At 67.3% G+C, this 22861-nt stretch carries 20 protein-coding genes, 1 tRNA gene and 1 pseudogene; 11 read left to right on the top strand and 11 right to left on the bottom strand.

Annotated elements, in window-relative coordinates; translation table 11 throughout:
• Positions 1 to 39 precede the first annotated feature (39 nt).
• The 3 genes and pseudogenes from Sa4125_RS04800 to Sa4125_RS04790 all read left to right on the top strand — a co-directional run.
• Complete coding sequence (locus Sa4125_RS04800) at positions 40 to 3519, top strand: PAS domain-containing hybrid sensor histidine kinase/response regulator (protein WP_224004219.1); 3480 nt, start codon at positions 40 to 42, stop codon at positions 3517 to 3519.
• Positions 3520 to 3698: 179 nt separating this feature from the next.
• Complete coding sequence (locus Sa4125_RS04795; RefSeq protein ID WP_224004217.1) at positions 3699 to 4460, top strand: SDR family oxidoreductase; 762 nt, start codon at positions 3699 to 3701, stop codon at positions 4458 to 4460.
• 296 nt (positions 4461 to 4756) lie between these two features.
• Positions 4757 to 4885, top strand: a pseudogene (locus Sa4125_RS04790) (esterase); the annotation flags it as partial.
• Positions 4886 to 4902: 17 nt separating this feature from the next.
• Here the strand turns inward: Sa4125_RS04790 and Sa4125_RS04785 are convergent.
• Complete coding sequence (locus tag Sa4125_RS04785; RefSeq protein ID WP_224007538.1) at positions 4903 to 5562, bottom strand: response regulator transcription factor; 660 nt, start codon at positions 5560 to 5562, stop codon at positions 4903 to 4905.
• A 174-nt stretch (positions 5563 to 5736) separates the two neighbouring features.
• Positions 5737 to 6198, bottom strand: a complete 462-nt coding sequence (locus Sa4125_RS04780) for a secondary thiamine-phosphate synthase enzyme YjbQ (RefSeq protein WP_224004215.1) — start codon at positions 6196 to 6198, stop codon at positions 5737 to 5739.
• Positions 6199 to 6407: 209 nt separating this feature from the next.
• Between Sa4125_RS04780 and Sa4125_RS04775 the strand changes: the two genes are divergently transcribed.
• Positions 6408 to 7418, top strand: a complete 1011-nt coding sequence (locus Sa4125_RS04775) for an alpha/beta hydrolase (protein WP_224004195.1) — start codon at positions 6408 to 6410, stop codon at positions 7416 to 7418.
• A gap of 109 nt (positions 7419 to 7527) precedes the next feature.
• On the opposite strand, the gene Sa4125_RS04770 is transcribed toward Sa4125_RS04775, so the two are convergent.
• Positions 7528 to 7956 (bottom strand): hypothetical protein, encoded by a 429-nt coding sequence (locus tag Sa4125_RS04770; RefSeq protein ID WP_224004193.1) that lies wholly within the window; start codon positions 7954 to 7956, stop codon positions 7528 to 7530.
• A gap of 151 nt (positions 7957 to 8107) precedes the next feature.
• Between Sa4125_RS04770 and Sa4125_RS04765 the strand changes: the two genes are divergently transcribed.
• Both Sa4125_RS04765 and Sa4125_RS04760 read left to right on the top strand, forming a co-directional pair.
• Positions 8108 to 8455 (top strand): DUF952 domain-containing protein, encoded by a 348-nt coding sequence (locus Sa4125_RS04765; protein WP_224007535.1) that lies wholly within the window; start codon positions 8108 to 8110, stop codon positions 8453 to 8455.
• Complete coding sequence (locus Sa4125_RS04760; RefSeq protein WP_224004191.1) at positions 8452 to 9552, top strand: quinone-dependent dihydroorotate dehydrogenase; 1101 nt, start codon at positions 8452 to 8454, stop codon at positions 9550 to 9552. Before Sa4125_RS04765 ends, Sa4125_RS04760 begins: the two co-directional genes overlap by 4 nt.
• 2 nt (positions 9553 to 9554) lie before the next feature.
• Here Sa4125_RS04760 and Sa4125_RS04755 read toward each other — a convergent pair whose 3' ends face one another.
• On the bottom strand, positions 9555 to 10928 hold the full coding sequence (locus tag Sa4125_RS04755) for an MATE family efflux transporter (protein ID WP_224004189.1): 1374 nt from the start codon (positions 10926 to 10928) through the stop codon (positions 9555 to 9557).
• Between the two features lie 155 nt (positions 10929 to 11083).
• Here Sa4125_RS04755 and Sa4125_RS04750 point away from each other — a divergent pair, with 155 nt between their 5' ends.
• Both Sa4125_RS04750 and Sa4125_RS04745 read left to right on the top strand, forming a co-directional pair.
• Positions 11084 to 11986 carry a histone deacetylase gene (locus tag Sa4125_RS04750; RefSeq protein WP_224004187.1) on the top strand — a complete coding sequence of 301 codons (903 nt, stop codon included), beginning with the start codon at positions 11084 to 11086 and terminating at the stop codon, positions 11984 to 11986.
• A 121-nt stretch (positions 11987 to 12107) separates the two neighbouring features.
• Positions 12108 to 12851 (top strand): hypothetical protein, encoded by a 744-nt coding sequence (locus Sa4125_RS04745; protein ID WP_224004185.1) that lies wholly within the window; start codon positions 12108 to 12110, stop codon positions 12849 to 12851.
• Position 12852: 1 nt separating this feature from the next.
• Here Sa4125_RS04745 and Sa4125_RS04740 read toward each other — a convergent pair whose 3' ends face one another.
• The gene (locus tag Sa4125_RS04740; RefSeq protein WP_224004183.1) at positions 12853 to 13122 is read right to left on the bottom strand and encodes a DUF6460 domain-containing protein; all 270 of its coding nucleotides are present in this window, start codon (positions 13120 to 13122) and stop codon (positions 12853 to 12855) included.
• 89 nt (positions 13123 to 13211) lie between these two features.
• Complete coding sequence (locus tag Sa4125_RS04735) at positions 13212 to 14864, bottom strand: cisplatin damage response ATP-dependent DNA ligase (RefSeq protein WP_224004181.1); 1653 nt, start codon at positions 14862 to 14864, stop codon at positions 13212 to 13214.
• 480 nt (positions 14865 to 15344) lie between these two features.
• Here Sa4125_RS04735 and Sa4125_RS04730 point away from each other — a divergent pair, with 480 nt between their 5' ends.
• A complete protein-coding gene (locus Sa4125_RS04730) occupies positions 15345 to 15719 on the top strand; it encodes a tudor domain-containing protein (RefSeq protein WP_224004179.1) in 375 nt (124 codons plus the stop codon).
• Positions 15720 to 15925: 206 nt separating this feature from the next.
• Here Sa4125_RS04730 and Sa4125_RS04725 read toward each other — a convergent pair whose 3' ends face one another.
• Together Sa4125_RS04725 and Sa4125_RS04720 are read right to left on the bottom strand one after the other, a co-directional pair.
• Positions 15926 to 16732, bottom strand: coding sequence for an exonuclease domain-containing protein (locus tag Sa4125_RS04725; RefSeq protein WP_224004177.1), 807 nt, complete (start codon positions 16730 to 16732; stop codon positions 15926 to 15928).
• A gap of 103 nt (positions 16733 to 16835) precedes the next feature.
• A complete protein-coding gene (locus tag Sa4125_RS04720) occupies positions 16836 to 18116 on the bottom strand; it encodes a hypothetical protein (RefSeq protein WP_224004175.1) in 1281 nt (426 codons plus the stop codon).
• 241 nt (positions 18117 to 18357) lie between these two features.
• Between Sa4125_RS04720 and Sa4125_RS04715 the strand changes: the two genes are divergently transcribed.
• Positions 18358 to 19311 (top strand): nitronate monooxygenase family protein, encoded by a 954-nt coding sequence (locus Sa4125_RS04715; protein WP_224004173.1) that lies wholly within the window; start codon positions 18358 to 18360, stop codon positions 19309 to 19311.
• A 232-nt stretch (positions 19312 to 19543) separates the two neighbouring features.
• Positions 19544 to 19619 (top strand) — tRNA-Thr (locus Sa4125_RS04710).
• A gap of 32 nt (positions 19620 to 19651) precedes the next feature.
• Here the strand turns inward: Sa4125_RS04710 and Sa4125_RS04705 are convergent.
• The 3 genes from Sa4125_RS04705 to Sa4125_RS04695 form a co-directional block, all read right to left on the bottom strand.
• Positions 19652 to 20409, bottom strand: a protein-coding gene (locus tag Sa4125_RS04705; protein WP_267461356.1) for an IS5 family transposase whose coding sequence is annotated in 2 segments (ribosomal slippage) — positions 19652 to 20088 and positions 20088 to 20409 — 759 coding nt in all. Because the reading frame shifts where the segments join, the coding sequence is not laid out codon by codon here.
• Positions 20410 to 20933: 524 nt separating this feature from the next.
• Positions 20934 to 21500, bottom strand: coding sequence for a GGDEF domain-containing protein (locus Sa4125_RS04700; protein WP_224004169.1), 567 nt, complete (start codon positions 21498 to 21500; stop codon positions 20934 to 20936).
• 72 nt (positions 21501 to 21572) lie between these two features.
• Complete coding sequence (locus tag Sa4125_RS04695; protein ID WP_223998301.1) at positions 21573 to 22781, bottom strand: IS256 family transposase; 1209 nt, start codon at positions 22779 to 22781, stop codon at positions 21573 to 21575.
• Positions 22782 to 22861: the final 80 nt, after the last annotated feature.

The following is a 22861-nucleotide window of genomic DNA, read 5'->3' as shown; positions in this document are numbered from 1 at the left end:
CCGCGCTAGAAACGGTGAGCGCAAGGGAGGGCGTCACGCGTGCAAAGCTGGATCATCGTCATCGCGGCGATCGTCTACCTCTTGGTCCTGTTCGCTGTCGCCCATATCGGCGACCGCCGTTCGGCCGACGGACGGACGCGGAGCAGCCGCCCGGGGGTCTATGCCCTGAGCCTGGCCGTCTACTGCACGTCGTGGACCTTTCTCGGCTCGGTCGGCGTCGCAGCGCGCGACGGCTTCTCGTTCCTGGCCATCTACATCGGGCCCGTCATCGTCTTCCTCTTCATGCCGCGGCTGGTGGAGCGCGTGATCCAGCTCGCCAAGGCGGAGAAGATCACGACCATCGCCGACTTCCTCGGCGCCCGCTACGGCAAGAGCACGCCGGTCGCGGCGCTGGCCACGGTGATCGCGCTGATCGCCGCCGTGCCCTACATCGCGCTGCAGCTGAAGGCGGTCTCGACCTCGGTCGCCACGCTCCTCTCCTACTACCGACCGAGCCAGACCCTGCCGCCCTTCTTCGCCGACAGCGCGCTTTTCATCGCGCTCCTGCTCGGGCTCTTCGCGATCCTGTTCGGCACGCGCCACGCCGATGCGACGGAGCACCAGGACGGGCTGGTGCTGGCCGTCGCGATGGAATCGATCGTGAAGCTCGCCGCCTTCGTCGCGGTCGGCCTCTGGGTCTGTTTCGGCCTGTTCAGCCCGGCCGAGCTCTACCGCGCCGCGACGACCAGCCCCGATATCACCGAGGCCTTCTCGCACGGTGTCGGCGGCAATTTCTTCGCCGCGCTCCTGCTCAGCGGCTTCGCCATCCTCCTCCTGCCGCGCCAGTTCCACATGACGGTGGTCGAGAACCGGACGCGCGAGGAGGTGCGGCGAGCGCGCTGGCTGTTTCCGCTTTATCTCCTCGGCATCAACCTCTTCGTCGCGCCGATCGCGGCCGCCGGCATCCTCAGGCTCGGCGGCGGGGTCGACAGCGACCTCTACGTGCTCTCGCTGCCGCTCGCCCACGGCAACGACACGCTCGCCGTCGTCGCCTTCCTCGGCAGCCTCTCGGCCGCCACCGCCATGCTGATCGTCGCCTCCGTCGCTCTGTCGATCATGGTGTCGAACGACCTCGTCCTGCCGATCCTCCTGAAGCGGCGCGATCGCATCATCATGGGCGATCGCGACGCGACACGGTTGCTCCTCGCCATCCGGCGCTCGGCCATCCTCGGCATCGTCCTCTGCGGCTACGTCTATTATCGCCTCGCCGGCGGGGGAACGGCGCTCGCCTCGATCGGGCTCCTGTCCTTCGCGGCGATCGCGCAGTTCGCACCCGCCTTCTTCCTCGGGCTCGCCTGGCGCGGCGCGAACGCGCGCGGCGCCAAGGCCGGCATGATCGCGGGAACGCTGATCTGGGCCTATACGCTGCTGATGCCGGCCGTCCTGCCCGATGCGGCGGTGGTCCGCGACGGGCTGTTCCACCTCGCGGCGCTGCGGCCGCAGTCGCTGTTCGGCCTCGACCTCGATCCCCTGCTGCACGGAGTCTTCCTCAGTCTCGGCGTCAACACCGCCTGCCTCGTCGGCTTCTCGCTGTCGCGCCAGCCGAGCGCGCGCGAGCGCATCCAGGCCTCGATCTTCGTGCGCCAGGACGTCGGCGCGACCGCCGGCTTTCGCCGGACGCGGGCGGGCGTCTCGATCGGCGAGGTGAAGGCGACGGTCGCCCGCTATCTCGGGTCCGAGCGCACCGAGCGCTCCTTCGCCAGCTTTGCCGCCAGCGAGCAGCACCCGATGGCGGACGCGACCGAGGCGGATGCGCGGGTGATCGGCTTTTCCGAGCAGCTTCTCGGCTCGGCGATCGGCTCTGCATCGTCGCGCCTCGTCCTGTCGCTGCTCCTGCAGCGGCACAAGGGATCGAGCCGGTCGGCGCTGCGCCTCCTCGACGACGCCTCCGAGGCGCTGCAGTACAACCGCGACATCCTGAGGCTGGCGCTCGACCAGGTCGACCAGGGCCTTGCCGTCTTCGACCAGGATTTCTGCCTGACCTTCTGGAACCGGCAGCTGCGTGATCTCCTCGACCTGCCGCCGCAGGTCGGCCAGGTCGGCACGCCGCTGACGGCCGTCCTCGACCAGATGCGCCTGTCGGGCGAGATCGACGACGACGAGCACAGCCGCAGCTTCGACGTCCTGACGCAGTCGCCGGCGCTGCGCCAGATCACGCTGCAGCGCTCGGGACGGATCGTCGAGATCCGGACGCATCCGATGCCCGAGGGCGGGCTCGTGCTGACCGTGTCGGACATGACCGAGAGGGTGAAGCACGCCGCCACCCTCCACGAGATGAACGAGACGCTGGAGGAGCGGGTGCGCCGGCGCACCAGCGAGCTCGTTTCCGCCAATGCCGCGCTCGCCGAGGCGCGGCAGGTCGCGGACGCGGCCAATATCGGCAAGACGCGCTTCCTCGCCGCCGCCGGCCACGACATCCTGCAGCCGCTGAATGCCGCCAAACTCTATGCCGCGGCGCTGCAGGAGCGCCATGCCCACCTGCCCGGCACGGCGCTCGCCGCCAACATCAACTCCTCGCTGGAATCGGTCGAGGCGATCCTCGGCGCCGTGCTCGACATCTCGAGGCTCGATGCCGGCGGCATGATCTCCAAGCTCGACGATTTCGCGCTGGAGCCCCTGCTGCAGCAGATCCACACGGATCTGGCGCCGCTGGCCGAGGAAAAGGGCGTCAGCCTGCGCTTCGTTGCCACCTCCGCCACCGTCCGCTCGGACCGCAACCTCCTGCGGCGGCTCCTGCAGAACCTCGTCTCCAACGCGGTGAAATACACGCGGGCGGGCAAGGTCGTCGTCGGCGTCCGCCATGGCAAGGGCCGCAAGATCGACATCGAGATCATCGATTCCGGCATCGGCATTCCCGAGCACCAGCTGAAGACGATCTTTCAGGAATTCACCCGGCTCGACGAGGGCACGCGCACCGCGCAGGGCCTCGGCCTCGGCCTTTCGATCGTCGAACGCATCGCCCATGTGCTCGACCATCCCGTCGCGGTGCGCTCGGTCCACGGGCACGGAACGCGCTTCCGCGTCACCGTGCCGGTGCGCCGCGACATCGGCCCGGTGCTCACCGTGGCGCCGCCGGTTCGGGTGCACCGGGCGCTGCAGCTCGACGGCATGCGCGTCCTCGTCATCGACAACGACGCGGCCATCCGCAGCGCCATGTCGGAACTCCTGACCGGCTGGGGCTGCTCGGTGGTGCTCGCCGGCTCGCTGCAGGAAGCCCTGCCGCAGCTGTCGGCCCGCGTGCCCGACATCGCCCTCGTCGACTACCATCTCGACGAAGGCGACGGCCTCGACGCCATCGCGCTCCTGCGCTGGCGCATCGATCCGGGCCTGCCCGCCATCCTCATCACCGCCGAACGCTCGCCGGAAGTGCGCGACCACGCCGCCAGCCTCGGCGTCGACATCCTGACGAAGCCGCTGAAACCGGCCTCGCTGCGGGCGGCGATGGCGCAGCACAGGGGAAGGCGGGAGGCGGCGGAGTAGAGTTGGATTGCTGCCGGTCCGCTTCCGGCGAATGATGGGACACAGCGGAAATCGACGGACCAAGTAAGACCGGCCCCAGCCGTAGGCTTCGGAAGGGAAGGTGCTCGGAAATCGGGTGGCTGCCGGGGCCGAGATGGAGAATTGGTTCCTTGGGCCGATAGGGCTCGTAGGGGCACATCATGGAACTACACGGCAAGACGATCATCGTGACCGGGGCAAGCAGCGGGATTGGAGCCGCTGCGGCACGTCTCTTCGCTGCCGAAGGCGCTAACTTGGTTCTGGGAGCGCGCCGCAGCACCGAGTTGGAAGAGCTAACGGCCAAGATTGCCCTGGACGGAGTGGGAGCAGCCATTTTTCTGCCTGGCGACGTCAAGGACGAGGCGTATGCGCAAGCGCTGGTCGACCTGGCGCTCGATCGATTCGGCACTCTGGACGGTGCCTTCAACAATGCTGGGATTGTTGGCGAAATGGTGCCTGCCGCCGACATGCCTTTGGCCGACTGGAACGAGATCATCGCCGTCAATCTGACGAGCGCGTTCCTCGCCGCAAAGGCTCAAATTCCTGCCATGAGGAAACAGCGCTCCGGGTCGATCGTCTTCACATCGTCGTTCGTTGGCTACAGCAATGGCGGCTTGGCCGGGATGAGTGCCTATGCGGCTTCGAAGGCGGGGCAGATCGGTCTGATGCGGGCTCTTGCTGCCGAGCACGCCGCCGATGGCATCCGCATCAATGCCCTGTTGCCCGGCGGCACAATCACACCAGCCGGCGGCGAGGGCAACGCGCCCGTCCTCGACTTCGTCGCCAACCTTCATCCGATGAAGCGAATGGCCGATGCCCGGGAAATCGCGCAAGCGGCGTTGTTCCTCCTGTCCGACCGATCCTCCTTCGTGACGGGAAGTCCAATGCTGGCGGATGGCGGAATTTCCGTGCGCCTCGCCTGAGGCCAAGCGTCCCAGGTTGCACAGCAGTTGCCGCAATGTCTGCTCTCAAGACATTGCGGCAATGCACAGAATGACTTTCTTGGATCGAAACCCGCCGCTTGCTTTTGTGCTTTCCGCAACCATTCGCTGAATGGCGTCCCACCGACGGACGCTGCAAACGCTTTTCCGCAAGCTAGGCTTGGCCGCTCGAAAGGCCGATTCCATGGCCCTTCTCGCGTCCCACTCCTTTCCCGTCGATCCCTCCCACGGCCTGTCGCCCGACGCCCTGATGGCGGTGGGGGCGCCCGAGGGGCGGCGACCCCTTCATCGACAACAACCGCCACCGCCTCCTCGGCGACAAGGGGGTGGCGCACGACCTGCAAGTCTGGGATGGCCGGGCGCATCGGGAAAAAGCCCGGCGCGATATGGCGCCGCTCTCCGTCTGAGCGCGCGCAAGCCCGCCTCAGAGCGCCCCGCCGGGCTCGCGGCCGGGATCGAGCTTGGCGAGGCGGATGACGGCCTGGGTGCGGCTGTCGACGCCGAGCTTCTGCAGGACGGCCGAGACATGCGCCTTGATCGTCGCCTCGGAGATGCCGAGCTCGTAGGCGATCTGCTTGTTGAGAAGGCCGCGCCCCAGCATGGTGAGGACGCGCGTCTGCTGCGGCGTCAGGCTGCGCATGCGTTCGATCAGCTGCGCGACTTCCGGATCGGGCTCGACCTCGAGATCGACATTGGCCGGAAGATAGACGTCGCCGGCCAGAAGCGCCGATATGGCGTCGCGGATTTCGTCGAAGCCGGAGGATTTCGGGATATAGCCGGAGGCGCCGAGATCGAGTGCCCGCCGGATCAGCTTGGCGTCGGCGCTGCCCGAGACGATGGCGATCGGCACGCCCGCATGCTCGGCCCGCATCACGGCAAGGCCGGCAAACCCGTCGGCGCCGGGCATGTTGAGATCGAGCAGCATCAGGTCGGCATCGGGATGGGCGGCGAGCGCCATCGCCGCGCCATCGAAATCGGCGGCCTCGACGACGCGATGCTCGCCCGGCAGCGAGCCGAGGATTTCCTTCAGCGCACCGCGAAACAGTGGATGGTCGTCGGCCACGATGAAGATGCGGTTCACGATCGGCTCCGGCAGGGTGGATCGGTGTTCGGGACGACACGCACCGATTGCGCCCCGCATGACCCCTATCAACAGGGTTCGGCGATTGCGATCAAGGGCCATGCCGCCGCCGCCCCGACGATGCCGGCCGTCCCGTGGGCACCGGGCGCAACCGGGCGCGCCCGTCCGACGCGCCGATCAGCGGCGCGGCGCGGCGGCCCGCCCCTCCGCGGGCAGACGCGTTCCGGCGTAATGCAGGACGACCTCGCGCGCATGCGGCTGGGCGCGATGCTCGACGAGATAGAGCGCCTGCCAGGTGCCGAGCATCAGCCGGCCGCGCAGGACCGGCACGGCAAGGCTCGTCGCCGTCAGAACGGTCTTGATGTGCGCCGGCATGTCGTCCGGCCCCTCGACGGCGTGTCGGTAGATCGGCGCGGAAGGGGCCAGCCGGTCGAGCGCGTCGAGGAGATCGGCCTTCACGTCCGGATCGGCGTTTTCCTGGATGGTGAGCGAGGCGGAGGTGTGGCGGACGAAGGCCGTGAGAAGACCGTCGCCGGCGCCGAGGCTCTTCAGGCGCTCCTGGACCGTCGGCGACAGGTCGTGCATCGCCCGCGGCCGGGTCCGCACGGCCAGGGTCTCGATGAACTGCATCGGCTCCATCAGGCGCCGTTCCTTTCGTTTCTCGACCCGGCGGCAATGCCGGTGGCGGTTCTCGGCCCGCCCCGTGGCCGTTCCAAGGCAGGTGCGGCGCCGGGATAGGGGTCAGGATATGGGCAAAGCTGCCCCATCATGCTTCCATGGTCCGACTTCAGCCCTGCCGTCCAAGGGCACGGAGGGGCCGTCCTGGCCCGCAATAGGATGTCCTCAGCATGGTCGCCAAGCCCCTCGTGATCGACTCCGCCGTTTTCGATCCCGCCAATGCCGAACCGGAACTCGTGGCGATCAATGCCGACATCATCGCCTTGCAGAAGGCGAGGCCGAGCCCCTGGTCGCTCCCCCTGGAGGCGGTCAGGCAGGCGCGGCGCGAGGGCCGCGGGATCTTTCCGCCGGTCCAGCCCGATCGGCTGGCGAGCCGGATCTGGATCGAGGCGCGCGATCGTCACGCCATTCCGCTGAGGGTGTTCCGCCCCACAGGACGGGAAGCGGCAGGCACCTTCCTGCATTTTCACGGCGGCGGCTGGGTGTTCGGCGAAGCCGCCGAGGGCGACCCGTTCCTGCGCCAGCTGGCCGATCGGACGGGTCTTGCGGTGGTCTCGGTGGACTACCGCCTGGCGCCCGAGCATCCCTATCCGACAGGCCCCGACGACGGTGAGGACGCGGCGCTGGCGCTGATCCACGATCGGCTGGTCGATGCCGACGGCGCACTGCCGCAAGGGTTTCTCGCCATCGGCGGCGAGTCGGCGGGCGCCCATCTCGCCGTCCTGACGCTGCTGCGCCTGCGCGACCGGCACGGCCTGACGCCGTTCCATGCCGCCAATCTCAACGCCGGCTGCTACGACCTGTCGATGACGCCGAGCGTCCGGTCCTTCGGCGCGGAAAGGCTCGTTCTGAACAGCGAGGACGTCGCGACCTTCGTGCGCCACTTCGTTCCCCCCGGCCTCGATCCCCGTTCTCCCGAAATCTCGCCGCTCCACGCCGCGCTGCACGGCCTGCCGCCGGCCTTCTTCACCTGCGGCACACGCGATCTCCTCATCGACGACACCCTGTTTCTCGCCAGCCGCTGGCTCGCCGCGGGCAATGAAGCCGAGCTTTCGCTGCACGCCGGCGGCTGCCATGTGTTCCAGGCATTTCCCTCGGCGACCGGCACCCGCTCGACGGGCGAGATGGAGGATTTTTTGCGCCGGAAGATGGCAGAGGGTCCGGCGCTCCAGCGGCGATGAAGCAATCACGCCGCGCCGCACCGCAAGACTTGGAGCGGGCGCCGAAACGACCTACCGGGATGCCATCGTCTCGTGAGGCCTGACCGAAAGCGGTTTCAGCCTGGCGGCCTCACGTCCGGTCGGGCGATGGGGCCGGACCGGGGGGCGTCTCGTCGAATTCGCGCGTGATGTCGCGGAAGGCGCGAAAGAACTTCTTCATCTGGTTGATCGCCTTGTCGACCTCGACATCCTCCTCCGCGGACGGCGGGGGTGCGGTGGCGGCCTGCCGCTCCGGGTCGGCGCGGCCGTCGGACAATTCGCGGATGCGGGCCTCGAGCCGGGCGCGATCCTCCTCGCTCGGCTGGCATCGCATCGTGCCGGCCTCGACCTGGCAGAGGCTGACCTCGCCGGTCTGCGTATCCAGCCGGGCGACGCCGCCCTCGATCGGCTGCATCTCGTAGCGCCCGGTGGAAGTCGACGGCATCAGGCTCTGCGCCATGGCCGGGCCGTAGGCGGCGGAAGAGGCCATGACGGCGAATGCGAGCATCGTGATCTTCATCGGGCTATCTCCGTCGGAATCGAGGATCGGCTTCTTTGGCGGGCGACTGCAAGGGGATGTGACTGTCGCTCCGAAACTATCCCCTTATGATGGAATTTCGGCGACAATGCCGCGATTGACCTTTTCATCCCGCTCGGGCACCGAAACAGCCATGACAGATCCCATCTACAAGATCGCGCCGCGGGCGCTGTGGAAAGAGGCCGAGGCGGCAGGCCGGTTCGACGGCGCACCTATCGACCTTGCCGACGGCTACATCCACTTTTCCACGGCAAAGCAGGTGCGCGAGACCGCGAGCCGGCATTTCGGCGGCCAGACCGACCTGTTGTTGATCGGCATCGATCCGGACCGCCTCGGCGACGCGCTGAAGTGGGAGCCCTCGCGCGGCGGCCAGCTGTTCCCGCATCTCTACGGGCCGCTGCCGATGGATGCGGTGCTCTTCGTCGAGGCGCTGCCGGTGGATGCAGCCGGCTATCATGTCTTTCCGGCCAGCATTCGATGACAAGCCTCTACGGGCTGACGCGCCCGCTTTTGTTCAGGCTCGACGCCGAGAAGGCGCATGGCCTGTCGATCGCGGCGCTGCGCAACGGCGTCATCCCGCGCGTCGATATCCCGGTGGACGCAAGGCTGCGCGTCAAGGTGGCGGGGATCCCCTTCCCTAATCCGCTCGGCCTCGCCGCCGGCTATGACAAGAATGGCGAGGTGCCGGATGCGATGCTGAGGCTCGGCTTCGGCTTCGTCGAGGTCGGCACCGTCACGCCCCTGCCGCAGGCCGGCAACGAGAAGCCGCGGATCTTCCGGTTGCCGAAGGCGGGCGGCGTCATCAACCGTCTCGGCTTCAACAATGACGGCCATGCCGATACGTTCGAGCGGCTGCAGGCGCGGTCGCGCAAGGCCGGCATCGTCGGCGTCAACATCGGCGCCAACAAGGATTCGCCCGACCGGATCAAGGACTATGTCGACGGCATCAACCGCTTCGAGCCCGTGGCGGGCTATCTCACCGTCAACATCTCCTCGCCGAACACGCCGGGCCTCAGGCTGCTCCAGACCGGCGAGGACCTCGACCGGCTGCTCGATTCGGTCGTCGCCGCGCGCAACGGCCTTGCCGCGCTGACGGCGAGGCCGCGCACGCCGGTCTTTCTCAAGGTCGCGCCAGACCTGCAGCGCGAGGACATCGCCGAGATCGCCCGCGCCGCCGCGCGTCACGCCATCGACGGCCTGATCGTCTCCAACACCACTTTGTCCCGCCCCGGGCTCGCCACCACCGTCGAGCATCGCAACGAGGCCGGCGGCCTGTCGGGCCGGCCGCTGTGGCAGCGCTCGACCTATGTGCTCGCCGCCTTCCGCCGCGCGCTCGGCCCGGATATGGCCCTGATCGGGGTCGGCGGCGTCGACAGCGCCAAGAGCGCGATCGCCAAGATCGAGGCGGGTGCCGATCTCGTCCAGCTCTATACCGGCCTCGTCTATGGCGGCCCTCGCCTGCCGACGAAGATCCTGAAGGGCATGAGCCATTTCATGGACCTCAACGGCATCGGCCACATCAACGAGGTGCGTGATCGCTGCGTCGAGGAAGTGCTCGCCGCCGGCCCCGGCGACTGAGGTCAGGCGGCGCCGAAGCACCCAAAGGTGCGTCGACGCCGCGACGGCAGGGCGGCGAGGAGCGTCGCGCCGCGCAGCGACAGGAAGAGGTTGAAAGCCAGCCACAGGCCGTGATTGCCGAGAACCGGCACGAGGGCATAGGCGAGGACGGCGAAGAGCACGACCGAGAGGATCATCATGTCGCGCATCGCCCGCGACCACGTCGCGCCGATATAGATCCCGTCCATGACGAAGGCGAGCGCGCCGGCGAGCACCGAGACGGCGGCCCAGCCGACATAGGGCCGCGCCGTTTCGCGGATGGCCGCATCCGTCGTCAGGAGGTCGACGAAACCATTGCCGCCCAGAAGAAAGACGAGCGTCAGCAGGCCGGACAGGCCGAGCGCCCAGAGCGTCGTCAGCTTCACCGCGCGATCGAAAGCCGGCCGCCAGAAGGCGCCGACGGCGCGGCCGACCAGCTGTTCGGACGCCGTCGCCACGCCGTCGAGGAAATAGCCGCCGATCATGAAGAGGTTGAGGAGGACACCGTTGACGGCCAGCGTCAGCGCGCCGAGCGAGGCGCCGAGGCGGGTGAACAGCATGTAGCCGCCGAGGAGGCAGAAGGAGCGGATCATGATGTCGCGGTTCAGCGCGATCATCCTCAGAAAGCCCGCCCGGTCGAGGATGCGGCGCCGGCCCGGGCGCTCGCCCGCGGGAAAGCCGCGCATCACGACGACAAGCCCGATCGCCGCCCCGATCGCCTCGCCCGAAACGGTGCCGAGCGCGATGCCGGCGATGCCGCCGCCGAGGACATAGCCGAAGAGGATGGACAGGCCGATGTTGACGCCGTTGATGACGAGTTGCAGCACCAGGCCGAGCGATCCCTGCCCGCGCCCGAGGACATAGCCGAGCAGCGCATAATTGAGGAGCGCGAAGGGCGCGGAGAACATCCGCCAGAAGAGATAGGTCCGCGTCGCCGCGGCGACCTCGGCATCCGGGGCGATGGCGAGAAGGCCGAGCACCGAAATGACCGGTTCGAGCAGGATCAGCGCGGCACCGATGCCAAGCGCCAGGATGACCGCCCGCCAGAACACCGCCTGCATCTCCATGCCGTCCTCCGCACCGAAGGCCTGCGCCGTCAGGCCCGTGGTGCCGGAGCGGATGAAATTGAAGGTGGAGAAGGCGAAATCGAAGATCAGCGCGCCGACGACGAGACCGGCGAGCGCGGCGGGCTCGCCGAGCCGGCCGGCGACCGCGATGTCGGTCAGGCCGAGGAGCGGCGTCGTCAGGAAGGCGAGCGTCATCGGCAGCGTGATGCGCAAGACGTCGCGATGGGTCACGGCAAAAGGACGCGATACCCGCGCCTGCGCCACCGCGTCGGCCCTCTCGCCAGCCGTCATCGCCCAATTCCCCTGCCGTCGCCAGAGACGGTGGCGTGCCATTTTCCCGCGTCCGCTACAAGCTGCCGTGCATTCCAGACGCGGGAGACGTGGTCAGAACGCTGCGGAGGCCGACAGGTGATGACACGCCGGCGCGGCGCCTTATCTGCCGCGCGATGAGCCTTGCCATCGTCCACCATCCCGCCTTCGACGCCCGCTTCGACCCCAGGCACCGTTTCCCCATGTCGAAATTCTCGCGCCTGGCGGAAATCCTCGTCGAGGACGGTCTCGTCGCGCCCGGCGGCTACCATGTGCCCGAGCCCGCCGCGCCGGACTGGCTGCGACGGGCCCATTCGCCCGGCTATGTCGACGCCGTGCTCACGCAGACCGTGGCGGCGGCGACGGAGAAGGCGATCGGTTTTCCCGTCGACGCCGCCGTCGCCCTGCGCTCGCGCTGCGCGACGGGCGGGACGGTGCTCGCCGCCCGCCTTGCGCTGGAGCGCGGGCTCGCCTGCAACACGGCCGGCGGCAGCCACCATGCGGCGTCGGACGGGGGCGCGGGCTTTTCCGTGTTCAACGATGTGGCGGTGGCGGCCCAGGTGCTTCTCGCCGAGGGTCTCGTCCGGCGCATTCTCGTCTTCGACTGCGACGTCCACCAGGGCGACGGCACGGCGCTGATCTTCGCCGGCGTGCCCAATGTCTTCACCCTGTCGATCCACGCCGAGAACAACTATCCCGCGGTGAAGCCGCCGTCGGACCTCGATACTTCGCTGCCGGACAAGACCCAGGACGATGGCTATCTCGCCGTCCTGCCCTTCGCGCTGGAAACGGCACTGCACGACGCCAGTCCCGACATCGTCTTCTACAATGCCGGCGTCGACCCGCATGGCGACGACCGCCTCGGCCGCCTTTCTCTGACCGATGCCGGCCTTGCCGAGCGCGACCGCCGCGTCATCGGCTTCTTCCGCGACCGCGGCATCCCGCTGGCCGGCGTCATCGGCGGTGGCTATTCGCGCGATATCGAGAGCCTTGCCCGGCGGCACACGATCCTCCACCGGGTGGCGAGCGAGTTCGTCTGACGGGTCGCGCCGACGGCGATCGCGCCGAACCCCGGTCATCGGGCTCGACCGCCACGACGCGACCTGCAATTCTCGCCTCGATCCAGCAAGCCCGCGACGCCAGTATCGGCAGGAGCCCTCGATGACCCCGTGCCTCCCCTCGCGCCTCGTCGCCTTCGCTCTTGCCGGACTGGCGCCCCTGGCCGCGCTGCCGCCGGTGATGGCGGAGGATGGCGACGTCCCGCCGGCCCACTATCCAGAGCTCGTCAGCTCCGCCCAAACCGTCGCCGGCTTCGTGCCGGGCGGCTGGAGGCTCGAATCCGAGGCACATGGTGACCTCGACAAGGACGGGCGCAGCGACGTCGTCTTCGTTCTGCACGGGACGGACCCTGCCAAGATCGTCGAGGCAGGGTGGTCGTCGGAACCGATGGACAGCAATCCCCGCATCCTCGCCGCCGCCCTCGCAAACCCCGAGGGCGGCTACCGCCTGGTTCTCGACAACCACACGCTGATCCCCCGCCGCGAGCAGTGGAACATCGACGACGCCTTTGACGACGGCCTGGCCTTGGCCCGCGGCGCCTTCAGCGTGTCGCTCTCCTTCTTCGCCTCGGCGGGAAGCTGGGAGATGCATCACTCGAAGGCAACGTTTCGCTGGCGCAAGGACCGCTTCGAGCTGATCGGCTTCGACCGCAACAGCATTATGCGCAACAGCGGCGAGATCCGCCAGGTCAGCGCCAACTACGCGACGGGTCGGATGGAGATCGCGACGGGCAAGGCCGACAGCGACGAGATGACGTTGACAACCCGGGACTTTCCGGCCCGGCGGCTGACTGTCGAGGCGGTCGGAAACGGCCTCGACTTCGATCCCGAAGCGCAACCGCTTTAGATCAGCGCCGCCCCGTCCGCATCAGCCGCGAGAGCAGGAACAGCGGGATGACGATCACGGCGCCGAGGATGAAATAGTCCAGAGCGCGGTCGAGCGAGCCGAACAGCGTGTACCAGAGCCAGTAGAAGAAGTCGGTGATCCAGTCGAGAATGTCCCGCGGGCTCCAGTCCAGCCAGGACAGCAGCAGTCCGACGACGATCGACAGGAGCACCAGCTTGACGATCACGGAGAGCGGCGAGCCGCCGAGAAAATTCGAGACGCGATCGGACATGTGGGTTTCCCAGTGCTTCTGCTGCACCGGAGGTAAGCGTAGAAACCGGCGAGGGCAAGACGGGCGCGGCAGGGCGACCGGATGTCCCCTCACTCCGGCAGCATGGCCTGCAGCGTTTCCAGCCGGTCGGCCTCGAAGGCCGGCTTGTCCCAGCGCAGACGCGACACGCGGGGAAAGCGCATGGCGACGCCCGACTTGTGGCGGGGGGAGCGAGCGAGGCCCTCGAAGGCGACTTCGAGGACGAGACCATGATCGGGTTCGGCCCGCACCGAGCGTACCGGGCCGAAGCGCTCGATGGTGTTGTCGCGGACATATTTGTCGAGCTGCTTCAGCTCCTCGTCGGTGAAGCCGAAATAGGCCTTGCCGACCGGGACGAGCTCCAGCGCGTCTTCCGGCCCGGTCCAAACCCCGAAAGTGTAGTCGGAATAGAAGCTTGAGCGCTTGCCGTGGCCGCGCTGGGCATACATCAGCACGGCATCGACGAGATGCGGATCCTTCTTCCACTTGAACCAGGGACCCTTCGGCCGGCCCGGCACATAGACCGAGTCCCAGCGCTTCAGCATCAACCCCTCGATGACCGGATGCGGCGGGTTGACGCGTTTTTCGGCCAGATCCTCGAAGGCCTTGAACTCGACGATCGGCGAGAGGTCGAAGCGGCCGGGATCGAGGGCCTTGGCAAAGCGCGCCAGCCTCTCGCGCCGCTCGGCGAAGGCGAGCCCGCGCAGGTTATCCGGCCCGTCCTGCAGCAGATCATAGGCGCGCAGGAAGACCGGGTGCTTCTTCATCACCGCGGCCGAGACCGCCTTGCGGTTCAGCCGCTGCTGCAGGTCGGAAAAGGTGCCGACGACGATGCCCGGCTCTCTCGAGGGACGCGCGACCAGGAGCTCGCCATCCAGGGTGCCGTCGAAATCCATCGCCTCGACGAGATCGGGAAAGGCACCCGAAATGTCGTCGCCGGTGCGCGAATAGAGCCGGCAGACGCCGCCGTCGCGCGTCGCCTGGATGCGGATGCCGTCCCATTTCCACTCGGCGGCGTAGTCTTCCGGCACGATGCGCGGGAAATCCTGCGCCTCCAGCGGCTGCGACAGCATCACCGGGCGGAAGGGCGCCAAGGCCGCCGAGACGGGCTTTTCCGCACGATCCTCCAGCCAGGCGAAGAGCGTCACATAGGGCGGCGCGAGGCCATGCCAGAGTTCCTCGATCTCGGCGATATCCTTGGTCCCGAAATCGGCCAGCGCCTGCTTGGCCAGCCGGGCCGAGACGCCGATGCGCATGCCGCCGGTGACCAGCTTCAACAGCGCGTAGCGGCCGGATGCATCCAGCCGGTCGAGCCAGGCCTCCACCCGCTTCGGCCCCTCGGCGCGCGAGACATGCGACAGCGTCTCGACGATCTCGGTCAGCGAGGGTTCGCCCGCCTCCGCCGCTTCCTGGTCCCGGGCAGCGCCGGCACCCTCTGCCGGGTCGGACGCGGGTTCCGGCCAGGCGAGCGCGATGGTCTCGGCGAGATCGCCGACATAATCGTAGGAATAGCCGAACAGCACCTCGTCCATCCGCGTCGCGATCAGCGCGCGCAGCATCGCCGGCTTGACGCCGGGAATGTCCAGCCCGCCGGTAATCGCCGCGAGGCCGTAGCCCCGCTCGGGATCGGGCGCCTCGTGGAAGAAGTCCACCATCAGCCGCAGCTTGCCGTTGCGGGAGGGGGTAAGGACGAGACGGTCGAGGAGATCGGCAAAACGTTTCATGCGGCCCGGCGAAGAAGGAGGGTGCGACGGCACTTAGGGCGGGCGCGGGAAAGGAGGACTCCGGTTTCGGGGAAAGCGCGCGGCCGACTTCGCATGCGGACAGGTCGCGGCGATGCTGCGGTCGGGCGCGCAGCGCCTTCGCAAGCGACGACGACCCGGGCGACGGTCAGCCCGAGCGGCCGTTTCACTGGCGCATACGGGCCTTGCGCGCTCACCCCGCGCGCCGGAGACGGGCAAATCCCGCCCACGAGCGCACAGCCCGCCGGACGTAGCGGATGCTATACTTACTTAACCGAATAAAACATCAACATAAACAGGCGCTTATCCGCCGTCTATTCCGATCTTTACCGGCGCCTCAAGAAAAAATCCACTGAAGGAAGTATTGCTGTCCTTGGGGAAAGCGAATACGCCTTCAAGGCCTTGCCAGCCGTCGTCCTTGGTGGACCGGTCATGCAGGCAAGTTTCTGAGAGGAAGCAACTTTGCGTGTAAAGATGATCTCCGCCCTGACGGTCGCGCTGCTGGCGATGGGAGGCCTTCAGGCCGTCGCGCAGACCAAGGGCGATTGGGTTCTCGGCAACTACAAGGGCGCGGGTTACTGGTTCCCGGGCGTCGTTGAGAAGCTCGATGGTGGCAACATCACCATCCGATACGACGACGGCGACCGCGAGACGGTCGATATCTCAGACGTCCGCGCCTATGACTGGATGATCGGCATGAAGGTCGAGTGCAACTACAAGGGCCAGGGCACCTGGTATCCCGGCAAGATCGCGTCCCTTGCCGGCGAGAAGATCGGCATTGCCTACGACGACGGCGACAAGGAAACCACCAAGACCGGCCGCTGCCGCTCCAACTGATGCGACCCGGGGCTGGACGAAAGTCCTGCCCCGGCCTCGAGAGGTGAGACCATCGGGAGCCGGCGCGCGCGGTCCAGCCGAGCACGGTCACGATTGGAGCCATCGGCGAGCCCTATCGCGACAACATGAAGGCGCGACCTACCCGTCGACGCTCATGAGCCTCGGCCAGCCCCCCGGCTCTGCCGGGCCCCGAGTTTCGCCCTTCCCTATCCCGCCGAACCGGTCCGATCGGCCCTCGCGCCGCGCACCGTCGCGCGCGCCAGGTGATGGCGGGCGGAGTAGATCGCGTCGGCATCCATGCCGGGCTCACGGATCAGCCATTCCAGATAGTCGGGCGGCACGTCCCGGAGCGGCACGCCCTTGTGCTTGCCAAAGCGCAGTTTGGCCAGGAGCGCCGGCTGGTTCGACACCTGCTCGGCGCGATCGAGAAAATCGGCGACGTCCTGGCAGCGCGGCATCAGGGCCGCAGCGATGCTGCGCAGGAGGACGGCGGTGCATAAGGCATCGTAGAGCGCGCGGTGCGGGTGCAGGCCCTCGAAGAGCGGGCGAACCTCGGTGAGATCGAGCGGCACGTATTTCACCAGCGACTGCAGCCCGTGCGCCTGGACGCTCGGGAAGGCGCGCAGAGCGAGCTTGTGGGTGCAGAGCCAGCGGCCGGTGAGGCGCAGACGTGGGCGGTCGAACTCGGCGCGCTGCGCGGCGTAGAAGGCGGCGCCGGCAAAGGGCGCGACCGCTTCGGCAAAGCCGGGGGCGCCCAGAAGCATCTCGTCGGAAATCTGGTGGATTCGCCGGGCATGGGGGTTGATGGCGACGCCGGCGGGATCGACCAGCGTCTGCATCGGGTTGAAGATCGCGCCGGTGGCGACGTCGAGATCGACCGAGCCGATCTCCAGCACCGCATCCTCCTCGAAACGCTGACCGGCCGTCTCGGTGTCGATGACGCGCACGACGGTCCGCACGGGCTCGGCAAACAGCGACAGGGTTCTTGGAACGGCGGGAAAGAGGTTCTGCATCGTCTGCCGAAGATCGTCACTGGGGCCGCGCGATGCAAGTCGAAGGCGCGGCGAAACAGGCGATGTCGGGGCTTTTCCCCGCCTTTGCGCCGCGGGAATGCCGTCAGGCGGGATCGAGCGCCAAAACCCAGAAGAAATCGCCCTGGTCGGCAAACCGCCGGCGCTGCGAGGAGACGAGGACAAGGCGCCCCTCGACGGCCGCGGCAAGGCCGACGGTGTTGCCGAGTTCCTTGTCGGCGCTGCTCACGGGTTTTGCCGGGTCGTAGGTCGTCTCATCCTGTCCGGCCTCGAAGGTCCGCCCGACGAAGGCGGAAAATTCGTCGGTCAGCGGCCGGAGCTCGGCATGGAGTCGCTCTCCCGACGTCTTGTCGACGACGAGACCGCCCGCCTCGTCGGCCGTCACGCGGCAGCGATGGCGGGCGACGCTGCGGGCCGCCTGGTTCTCGTAGCCGAAATAATAGAGGACGCAGGAGCGCTCGCCGGCAAGCGTCGCCGAGGGCCGCGCGACGGCACCTGTCTTCTGCCCGGCGGCGCTGCCGGCCAGGGCCGCCACGGCGGCGCGCGCAGCTTCAGGTCCTGCCGCAAGCTTGGCGCCGGGATGGGCGGCGAGCGTCCGGTCGACTTCCGCGGCGAGATCGACCAGCGCCGTGCGATCGGGCTCTGCCAGTGCCGCCAGCGTCACCGCGCAGGTAGCATCGCATTGACCGGCAAAGGCCTTTGCCGCGCCCTCGCCCGTCGGCGCAAAGGCTGCGACGGCCATTGGTTGAACGGGAGCGGCCAAAGGCTGTGGGGATGCGGAGGACAGGAACCGCTGCTCGAGCGCCACCGCCGCCTGCGACCGCATTTCCGGAGACCGTCCCGCCGCCGGCTGGCTGGAAGGGAGCGGGCTCGATGACAGGCTCGCGGGGGCCTGGCCTGCTGCCGGCGGGGCACCGGGCAGACCGGCGGCGGCGACGGTCGGCGGGGCAGCGCGCCCGGCAGCCGACACCGCGGAGGGTGCGGCGACAGAACCGGCGGCCGGCGCGACACCGGCCGAGGCAGGCAAGTTCGCCGCGGCCAAAGCCGGCACGGCCGTCTCCAGCGCCATCGTGCCACCGATCTCGGCGGTGCGGGTGGTCTTGTGGTAGATGCAGACGAGCGAGCGGGCCGCCCCGTCCTCGGCGGCAAGCCCGCGCAGGAAGGCCAGGCCGTAGCTCGGCGATCCGAAGGGGTCGACGGTGATCTGCGGCTCGCGCAACAGTGGCTGCGCGGCCACGAGGCAGGCAGCCTCGACGTCACGCCGGAAATCCTTCCAGGCATCGGGACTGGCGGCGGAAGCAGGCAGCGGTGCGAGCAGCGCCAAGGCGGTGCCGGCGGCGGCGATCAGGCGGAATCGGGACGGCATACAGCTATTCTCCTGGCGGTCGATGGATCGGCCCCGTCCGGCCAATCTTGCACCTCTGCTCGCAAAAAGGGGATTCATTGAGGCAGGTCGGGGCCAGGGTGGGAGGCGGATCGACAGGCCGGCCTGAAGCCCAGCCGGCGCCACGCTGGCCCAACGACGGTTCCGGATGCCGCTACGGGTTGTGCGGGCCGGCCGATCTGCTAATCGTCTTACGTTTACGTCAATATGAGAAGGCCCGCCGATGACCCTCCCCTTGCTGCTGAAGGATCGCCTGCGACTCCCGGTCATCGCGGCGCCGCTGTTCATCATCTCGCATCCAGCGCTCGTCATCGCCCAGTGCAAGGCCGGCATCGTCGGCAGTTTTCCCGCGCTGAACGCGCGGCCGGCGGCACAGCTCGACGAATGGCTGGCGGAGATCCGGGAAGCGCTCGCCGCCCACGACGCGGCGCATCCGGAGAGCCCCTCGGCGCCGTTCGCCGTGAACCAGATCGTCCACCGCTCCAACGACCGGCTCGAGGCGGATCTGGCGATGTGCGTGAAGCACAAGGTGCCGCTGGTGATCACCTCGCTCGGCGCCGTGCCCGAGGTGAATGCGGCGGTGCATTCCTATGGCGGCACCACGCTGCACGACATCATCAACGACCGCCATGCCCACAGCGCCATCCGCAAGGGCGCCGACGGGCTGATCGCGGTGGCGGCCGGCGCCGGCGGTCACGCCGGCACGCTCTCGCCCTTCGCCCTCGTCGGCGAGATCCGGCAATGGTTCGACGGGCCGTTGTTCCTCTCCGGTTCGATCGCCACGGGTGACGCCGTGCTGGCGGCCGAGGCCATCGGTGCGGACGGCGCCTATATCGGCTCCGCCTTCATCGCCACCGAAGAGGCGCGCGCCAGCGAAGCCTACAAGGAGGGCATCGTCGCCGGCGCGGCCGCCGACATCGTCTACACCAATCTCTTCACCGGCATTCACGGCAACTATCTGAAGGCCTCGATCGCCGCCGCCGGCCTCGATCCCGATGCCCTCCCCGACAGCGACCCGTCGGCGATGGATTTCGCCAAGGGCGCCGCCAAGGCCTGGAAGGACATCTGGGGCTCGGGCCAGGGCATCGGCGCGGTCAAGGCGGTTGTGCCGACCGCCGCTCTCGTCGACCGGCTGGACGCCGAATACCGCGCCGCGCGGGCCCGTCTGTCGCTCTGACGCCCCGCCTCGGCGCGGCACCCTCGCCGGGAAACCCCGTCGCCACGCCTGCAACACCGCCCCGCCTTCGCGCCGCGCCGCGCCGCGATGAGGCGCGAACTTGCGTGGGACTGGCGCCAGACGGGTGCGCCGGCAATTCCTGCGCCGGCACCACGGATTGGCGCTTGAACCCGGCGCCATTTGCAGCTATCTCATCGCCGTCCGCGGAAGCACCAACCTCCGGCCAGGATTTGCCGCTTTAGCTCAGTTGGTAGAGCACGTCATTCGTAATGACGGGGTCAGGTGTTCGAGTCACCTAAGCGGCACCAAACTGCACAACAGTACTAGGGCGGATCGACATTCAGTTGAGCCAGATCATGGCACCGGCCAAGTGTACGAAGCCTGTGAAGTGGATCCTTCTTCGGTCATAGCGTGTGGCGAAACGGCGGAAGTGCTTGAGCTTGGAGAAGCACCTCTCGATCCGGTTGCGATGCTTGTAGGCCTCGACGTCGTGAGGAATGACGATCTTGCGGCATCGGTTCGAGGGAATGACGGCAGTAGCGTTCATCCCGGCAATCGCTGCGCGCAGGGCGCCGCTGTCATAGGCTTTGTCGGCGAGGACGGCTTGCCCCGGCTGGCCGTCGAGGAGCGCTGCCGCCTGCGGACAGTCGCCGGCCTGGCCGGCGGTGATGATGAAGCGCAGCGGCCGGCCGAGCGCGTCGGCGAGCATGTGAATCTTGGTCGTCAGTCCCCCTCGGGAACGCCCCAGCGCCTGATCCTGGGCCCCCCTTTTCCGCAGGCTGCCTGCTGGTGGGCTCGAACGATGGTGCTATCGATCATCAAGTATTCGTTGTCGCGATCGGCGGTAAGCGCCTCGAACACCCTTTCCCAGACGCCAGCATGGCACCAGCGGCTGAAGCGGCGATGCACCGTCTTCCACTTGCCATAGCGCTCCGGTAGATCGCACCAGTGCGCGCCCGAGCGCAGCACCCATAGACATCCGTTAACAAACAACAGGTTGTCAAAGGCCGTCCGGCCCGGATCGCCAGCCTTGCCGGGCAAAAGCAGCGCGATCCGCGCCCACTGCTCCGCCTTAAGTTCGTACCGCTTGGCCGCCATCAAAAGCTCCGCGTCTCAACACGGAACCCTACGAATCAGCGATCACATCGGTTGGGAATCCTGAATGTCGATTTCGGCTAGCCGATGTCGATCCGACTCCGAGATCCGGAGATGATGTTTAGGGCGTTCAAGACGCTGAGTCGGCGCTCCTCAACGGTCGAGCTACTCATTGAGGCGCCAGTTCTGTGGTTCAGGTCCCAGCGCGCTGCCGTGGCCGTGGCCGTGGCCGTGATAAGCAGTAAGCTGAATTACGAAGGTTCAAATAAGAAAGATCGTCATGGCGTTTACGGACGGTCAAAATAAAGTAAGCTTACTGAGCTGCACTGTACGTGGATTTTAGGAAATAACAACGCATGCCGCTCCCATGCGGACGAACGAACGTTAACGGCGATGATCGGTGCGCCTTGTTCCCGGTCCCGTTCATCGAAGCCCGGGAAGTAGACGTTGTTTTGAGCGCGGCGATCACTCCAGGCTCTACGTCGATTCTGCCGTACGGGCCTCAACCGAAAGTCGAAACGCGGGCCTTAGGCGCTCACAATGCGGTTCCGGCCAGCGGCCTTGGCTGCGTAGAGAGCTAGGTCTGCGGCGCGGACCAGGTCTTCCAACGTGAAGGTGGCGGCGGGAACCTGAACCGCCACACCGCAGCTCGTTGTTACCACTCCAAACGGGCTCTTTGGATGGCCAAGCTGTAGCGCCTGGACCCGAGAGCGAATCTTCTCCGCAATAAGCAAGGCTCCCTCTAGCTCCGTTTCTGGAAGCAGGATCGAGAACTCCTCGCCCCCGACCCGCGCTGGCAGGTCCGTGGACCGGCGCTCATCTGCGATGACTTGGCTGACGCGTCTAAGGCAGGTGTCTCCTTCAGGATGCCCGAAATGATCGTTGAATTGTTTGAAGAAGTCGAGGTCGAGAGTGATGAGTGCCAGCGGTGAGCCGCGGCGCCGGGCACGCGCCCATTCATTTTGGAGACGTTCGTCGAACGTGCGGCGGTTAGCCAAGCCCGTCAGTCCATCGGTACCCGCCAGCACTGCCAGTTGCTCATTCGCTTGGCGGAGCAGTAGGTTGAGTTCCCGAACCCGCTGTTGTTGCAACACTGGAGCAAGCCGTCGGCCGAGGTCGTGTCCGTCAACGTGGTGGAAATTGAGTGTAGCTGAAGCGGCTCCGTTTCAGGCGACTTCGGTGGAAATCTGTTCGGGTTTTGCAGTGTTGCCCATGGCCATGAGGTCGGCCATGGGTTCGGTCTGCATGTAGCGGTTCTGGATCTGCCATTCGTCGTTGGCCTCGAGAAGGACGGCGCCGATGAGCCGGATGATGGATCCCTCGTTCGGGAAGATTCCGACGACGTCGGCACGCCGCTTCACCTCCTTGTTCAGGCGCTCCAGGGAATTCGTCGAATGGATCCGGGTCCGGTGCTGACTGGGAAAATCCATGTGCGCCAGCACGTCGGTCTCGCTGTTGTCGATGAAGGCCCCGAGCTTTGGACACTTTCCCCGAAGCTGGTCGGCGACGTGGCGCAGCGCCTGGCTGGCGCTAGCACGATCGGGCTGGGCGAAGGCTTGGCGCAGCGCGGCCGCCGCCATGCTCTGCTGCGCCTTCGGGACATACGACAGGGCGTTGCGCATCCAATGCACCCGGCAGCGCTGCCAGGAGGCGCTGAACACCCGGCGAATGGCGGCTTTCAGCCCTTCGTGAGCATCCGAGATCACGAGCTTCACGCCGGACAGGCCGCGGCGCACGAGGCTCTTGAGGAAGCTCGACCAAAACGTCTCCGCTTCCGAGGGGCCGATGTGAAGGCCGACGATCTCGCGCTTGCCGTCCGTGTTCACGGCCACGGCGATTATGGCGGCGACCGAAACGATGCGTCCACCCTCGCGCTGCTTCAGGTAGGTCGCATCCAGCCAGAGGTAGGGCCAGTCGCCAGTGAGAGGACGGTCGAGGAAGCCGCCGACGCGTTCGTCGATGTCTTTGCACAGCTTCGATACGGTGCTCTTGCCGATCCCCGACAGCCCCATGGCCTGTACCAGATCGTCGACCCGCCGGGTGGAAACGCCGCTGATCCAAGCTTCCTGAATGACGGCAACCAAGGCCTTCTCCGAGAGCTTTCTCGGCTCCAGGAACGGCGGGAAGTAGCTGCCCTGCCGAAGCTTGGGTATCCGAAGCTGCAACGAGCCGAGCCGCGTGTCGAGCGAGCGGTCGCGGTAGCCATTGCGATAAGTCGCCCGTTCCTGCGTCCGTTCGTGGCGCCCGGCGCCGATCATGCCTTCAACGTCGACCTCCATAAGGAGCTGCATCACGCTCTCGGCTATCGTTCTCAGGAAATCGCCGTCCCCGGCTTTCGCAAAAAGCTCGGCAAGCGGTAGTCTGTCCTCGGTCATCGGGTTCTCCGGTCAGGTTGAAGTCTCGCAACTCCACCTTAGCCGCCCTATCCGGTGACCGCCTCAGCCACACCTTTCAA

Source organism: Aureimonas sp. SA4125, assembly GCF_019973775.1.
Classification (GTDB): domain Bacteria; phylum Pseudomonadota; class Alphaproteobacteria; order Rhizobiales; family Rhizobiaceae; genus Plantimonas.
This window is presented reverse-complemented; position numbering and strand designations above follow the sequence as displayed.

What these genes read in the sequence shown, in the direction of transcription:
- Sa4125_RS04745 (WP_224004185.1), top strand. Translation starts at nt 12,108, where the DNA reads ATGACCCCGTGCCTCCCCTCGCGCCTCGTCGCCTTCGCTCTTGCCGGA.
- Sa4125_RS04735 (WP_224004181.1), bottom strand. Translation starts at nt 14,864, where the DNA reads ATGAAACGTTTTGCCGATCTCCTCGACCGTCTCGTCCTTACCCCCTCC.
- Sa4125_RS04765 (WP_224007535.1), top strand. Translation starts at nt 8,108, where the DNA reads ATGACAGATCCCATCTACAAGATCGCGCCGCGGGCGCTGTGGAAAGAG.
- Sa4125_RS04725 (WP_224004177.1), bottom strand. Translation starts at nt 16,732, where the DNA reads ATGCAGAACCTCTTTCCCGCCGTTCCAAGAACCCTGTCGCTGTTTGCC.
- Sa4125_RS04780 (WP_224004215.1), bottom strand. Translation starts at nt 6,198, where the DNA reads ATGGAGCCGATGCAGTTCATCGAGACCCTGGCCGTGCGGACCCGGCCG.
- Sa4125_RS04720 (WP_224004175.1), bottom strand. Translation starts at nt 18,116, where the DNA reads ATGCCGTCCCGATTCCGCCTGATCGCCGCCGCCGGCACCGCCTTGGCG.
- Sa4125_RS04760 (WP_224004191.1), top strand. Translation starts at nt 8,452, where the DNA reads ATGACAAGCCTCTACGGGCTGACGCGCCCGCTTTTGTTCAGGCTCGAC.
- Sa4125_RS04750 (WP_224004187.1), top strand. Translation starts at nt 11,084, where the DNA reads ATGAGCCTTGCCATCGTCCACCATCCCGCCTTCGACGCCCGCTTCGAC.
- Sa4125_RS04740 (WP_224004183.1), bottom strand. Translation starts at nt 13,122, where the DNA reads ATGTCCGATCGCGTCTCGAATTTTCTCGGCGGCTCGCCGCTCTCCGTG.
- Sa4125_RS04770 (WP_224004193.1), bottom strand. Translation starts at nt 7,956, where the DNA reads ATGAAGATCACGATGCTCGCATTCGCCGTCATGGCCTCTTCCGCCGCC.
- Sa4125_RS04695 (WP_223998301.1), bottom strand. Translation starts at nt 22,781, where the DNA reads ATGACCGAGGACAGACTACCGCTTGCCGAGCTTTTTGCGAAAGCCGGG.
- Sa4125_RS04795 (WP_224004217.1), top strand. Translation starts at nt 3,699, where the DNA reads ATGGAACTACACGGCAAGACGATCATCGTGACCGGGGCAAGCAGCGGG.
- Sa4125_RS04775 (WP_224004195.1), top strand. Translation starts at nt 6,408, where the DNA reads ATGGTCGCCAAGCCCCTCGTGATCGACTCCGCCGTTTTCGATCCCGCC.
- Sa4125_RS04715 (WP_224004173.1), top strand. Translation starts at nt 18,358, where the DNA reads ATGACCCTCCCCTTGCTGCTGAAGGATCGCCTGCGACTCCCGGTCATC.
- Sa4125_RS04755 (WP_224004189.1), bottom strand. Translation starts at nt 10,928, where the DNA reads ATGACGGCTGGCGAGAGGGCCGACGCGGTGGCGCAGGCGCGGGTATCG.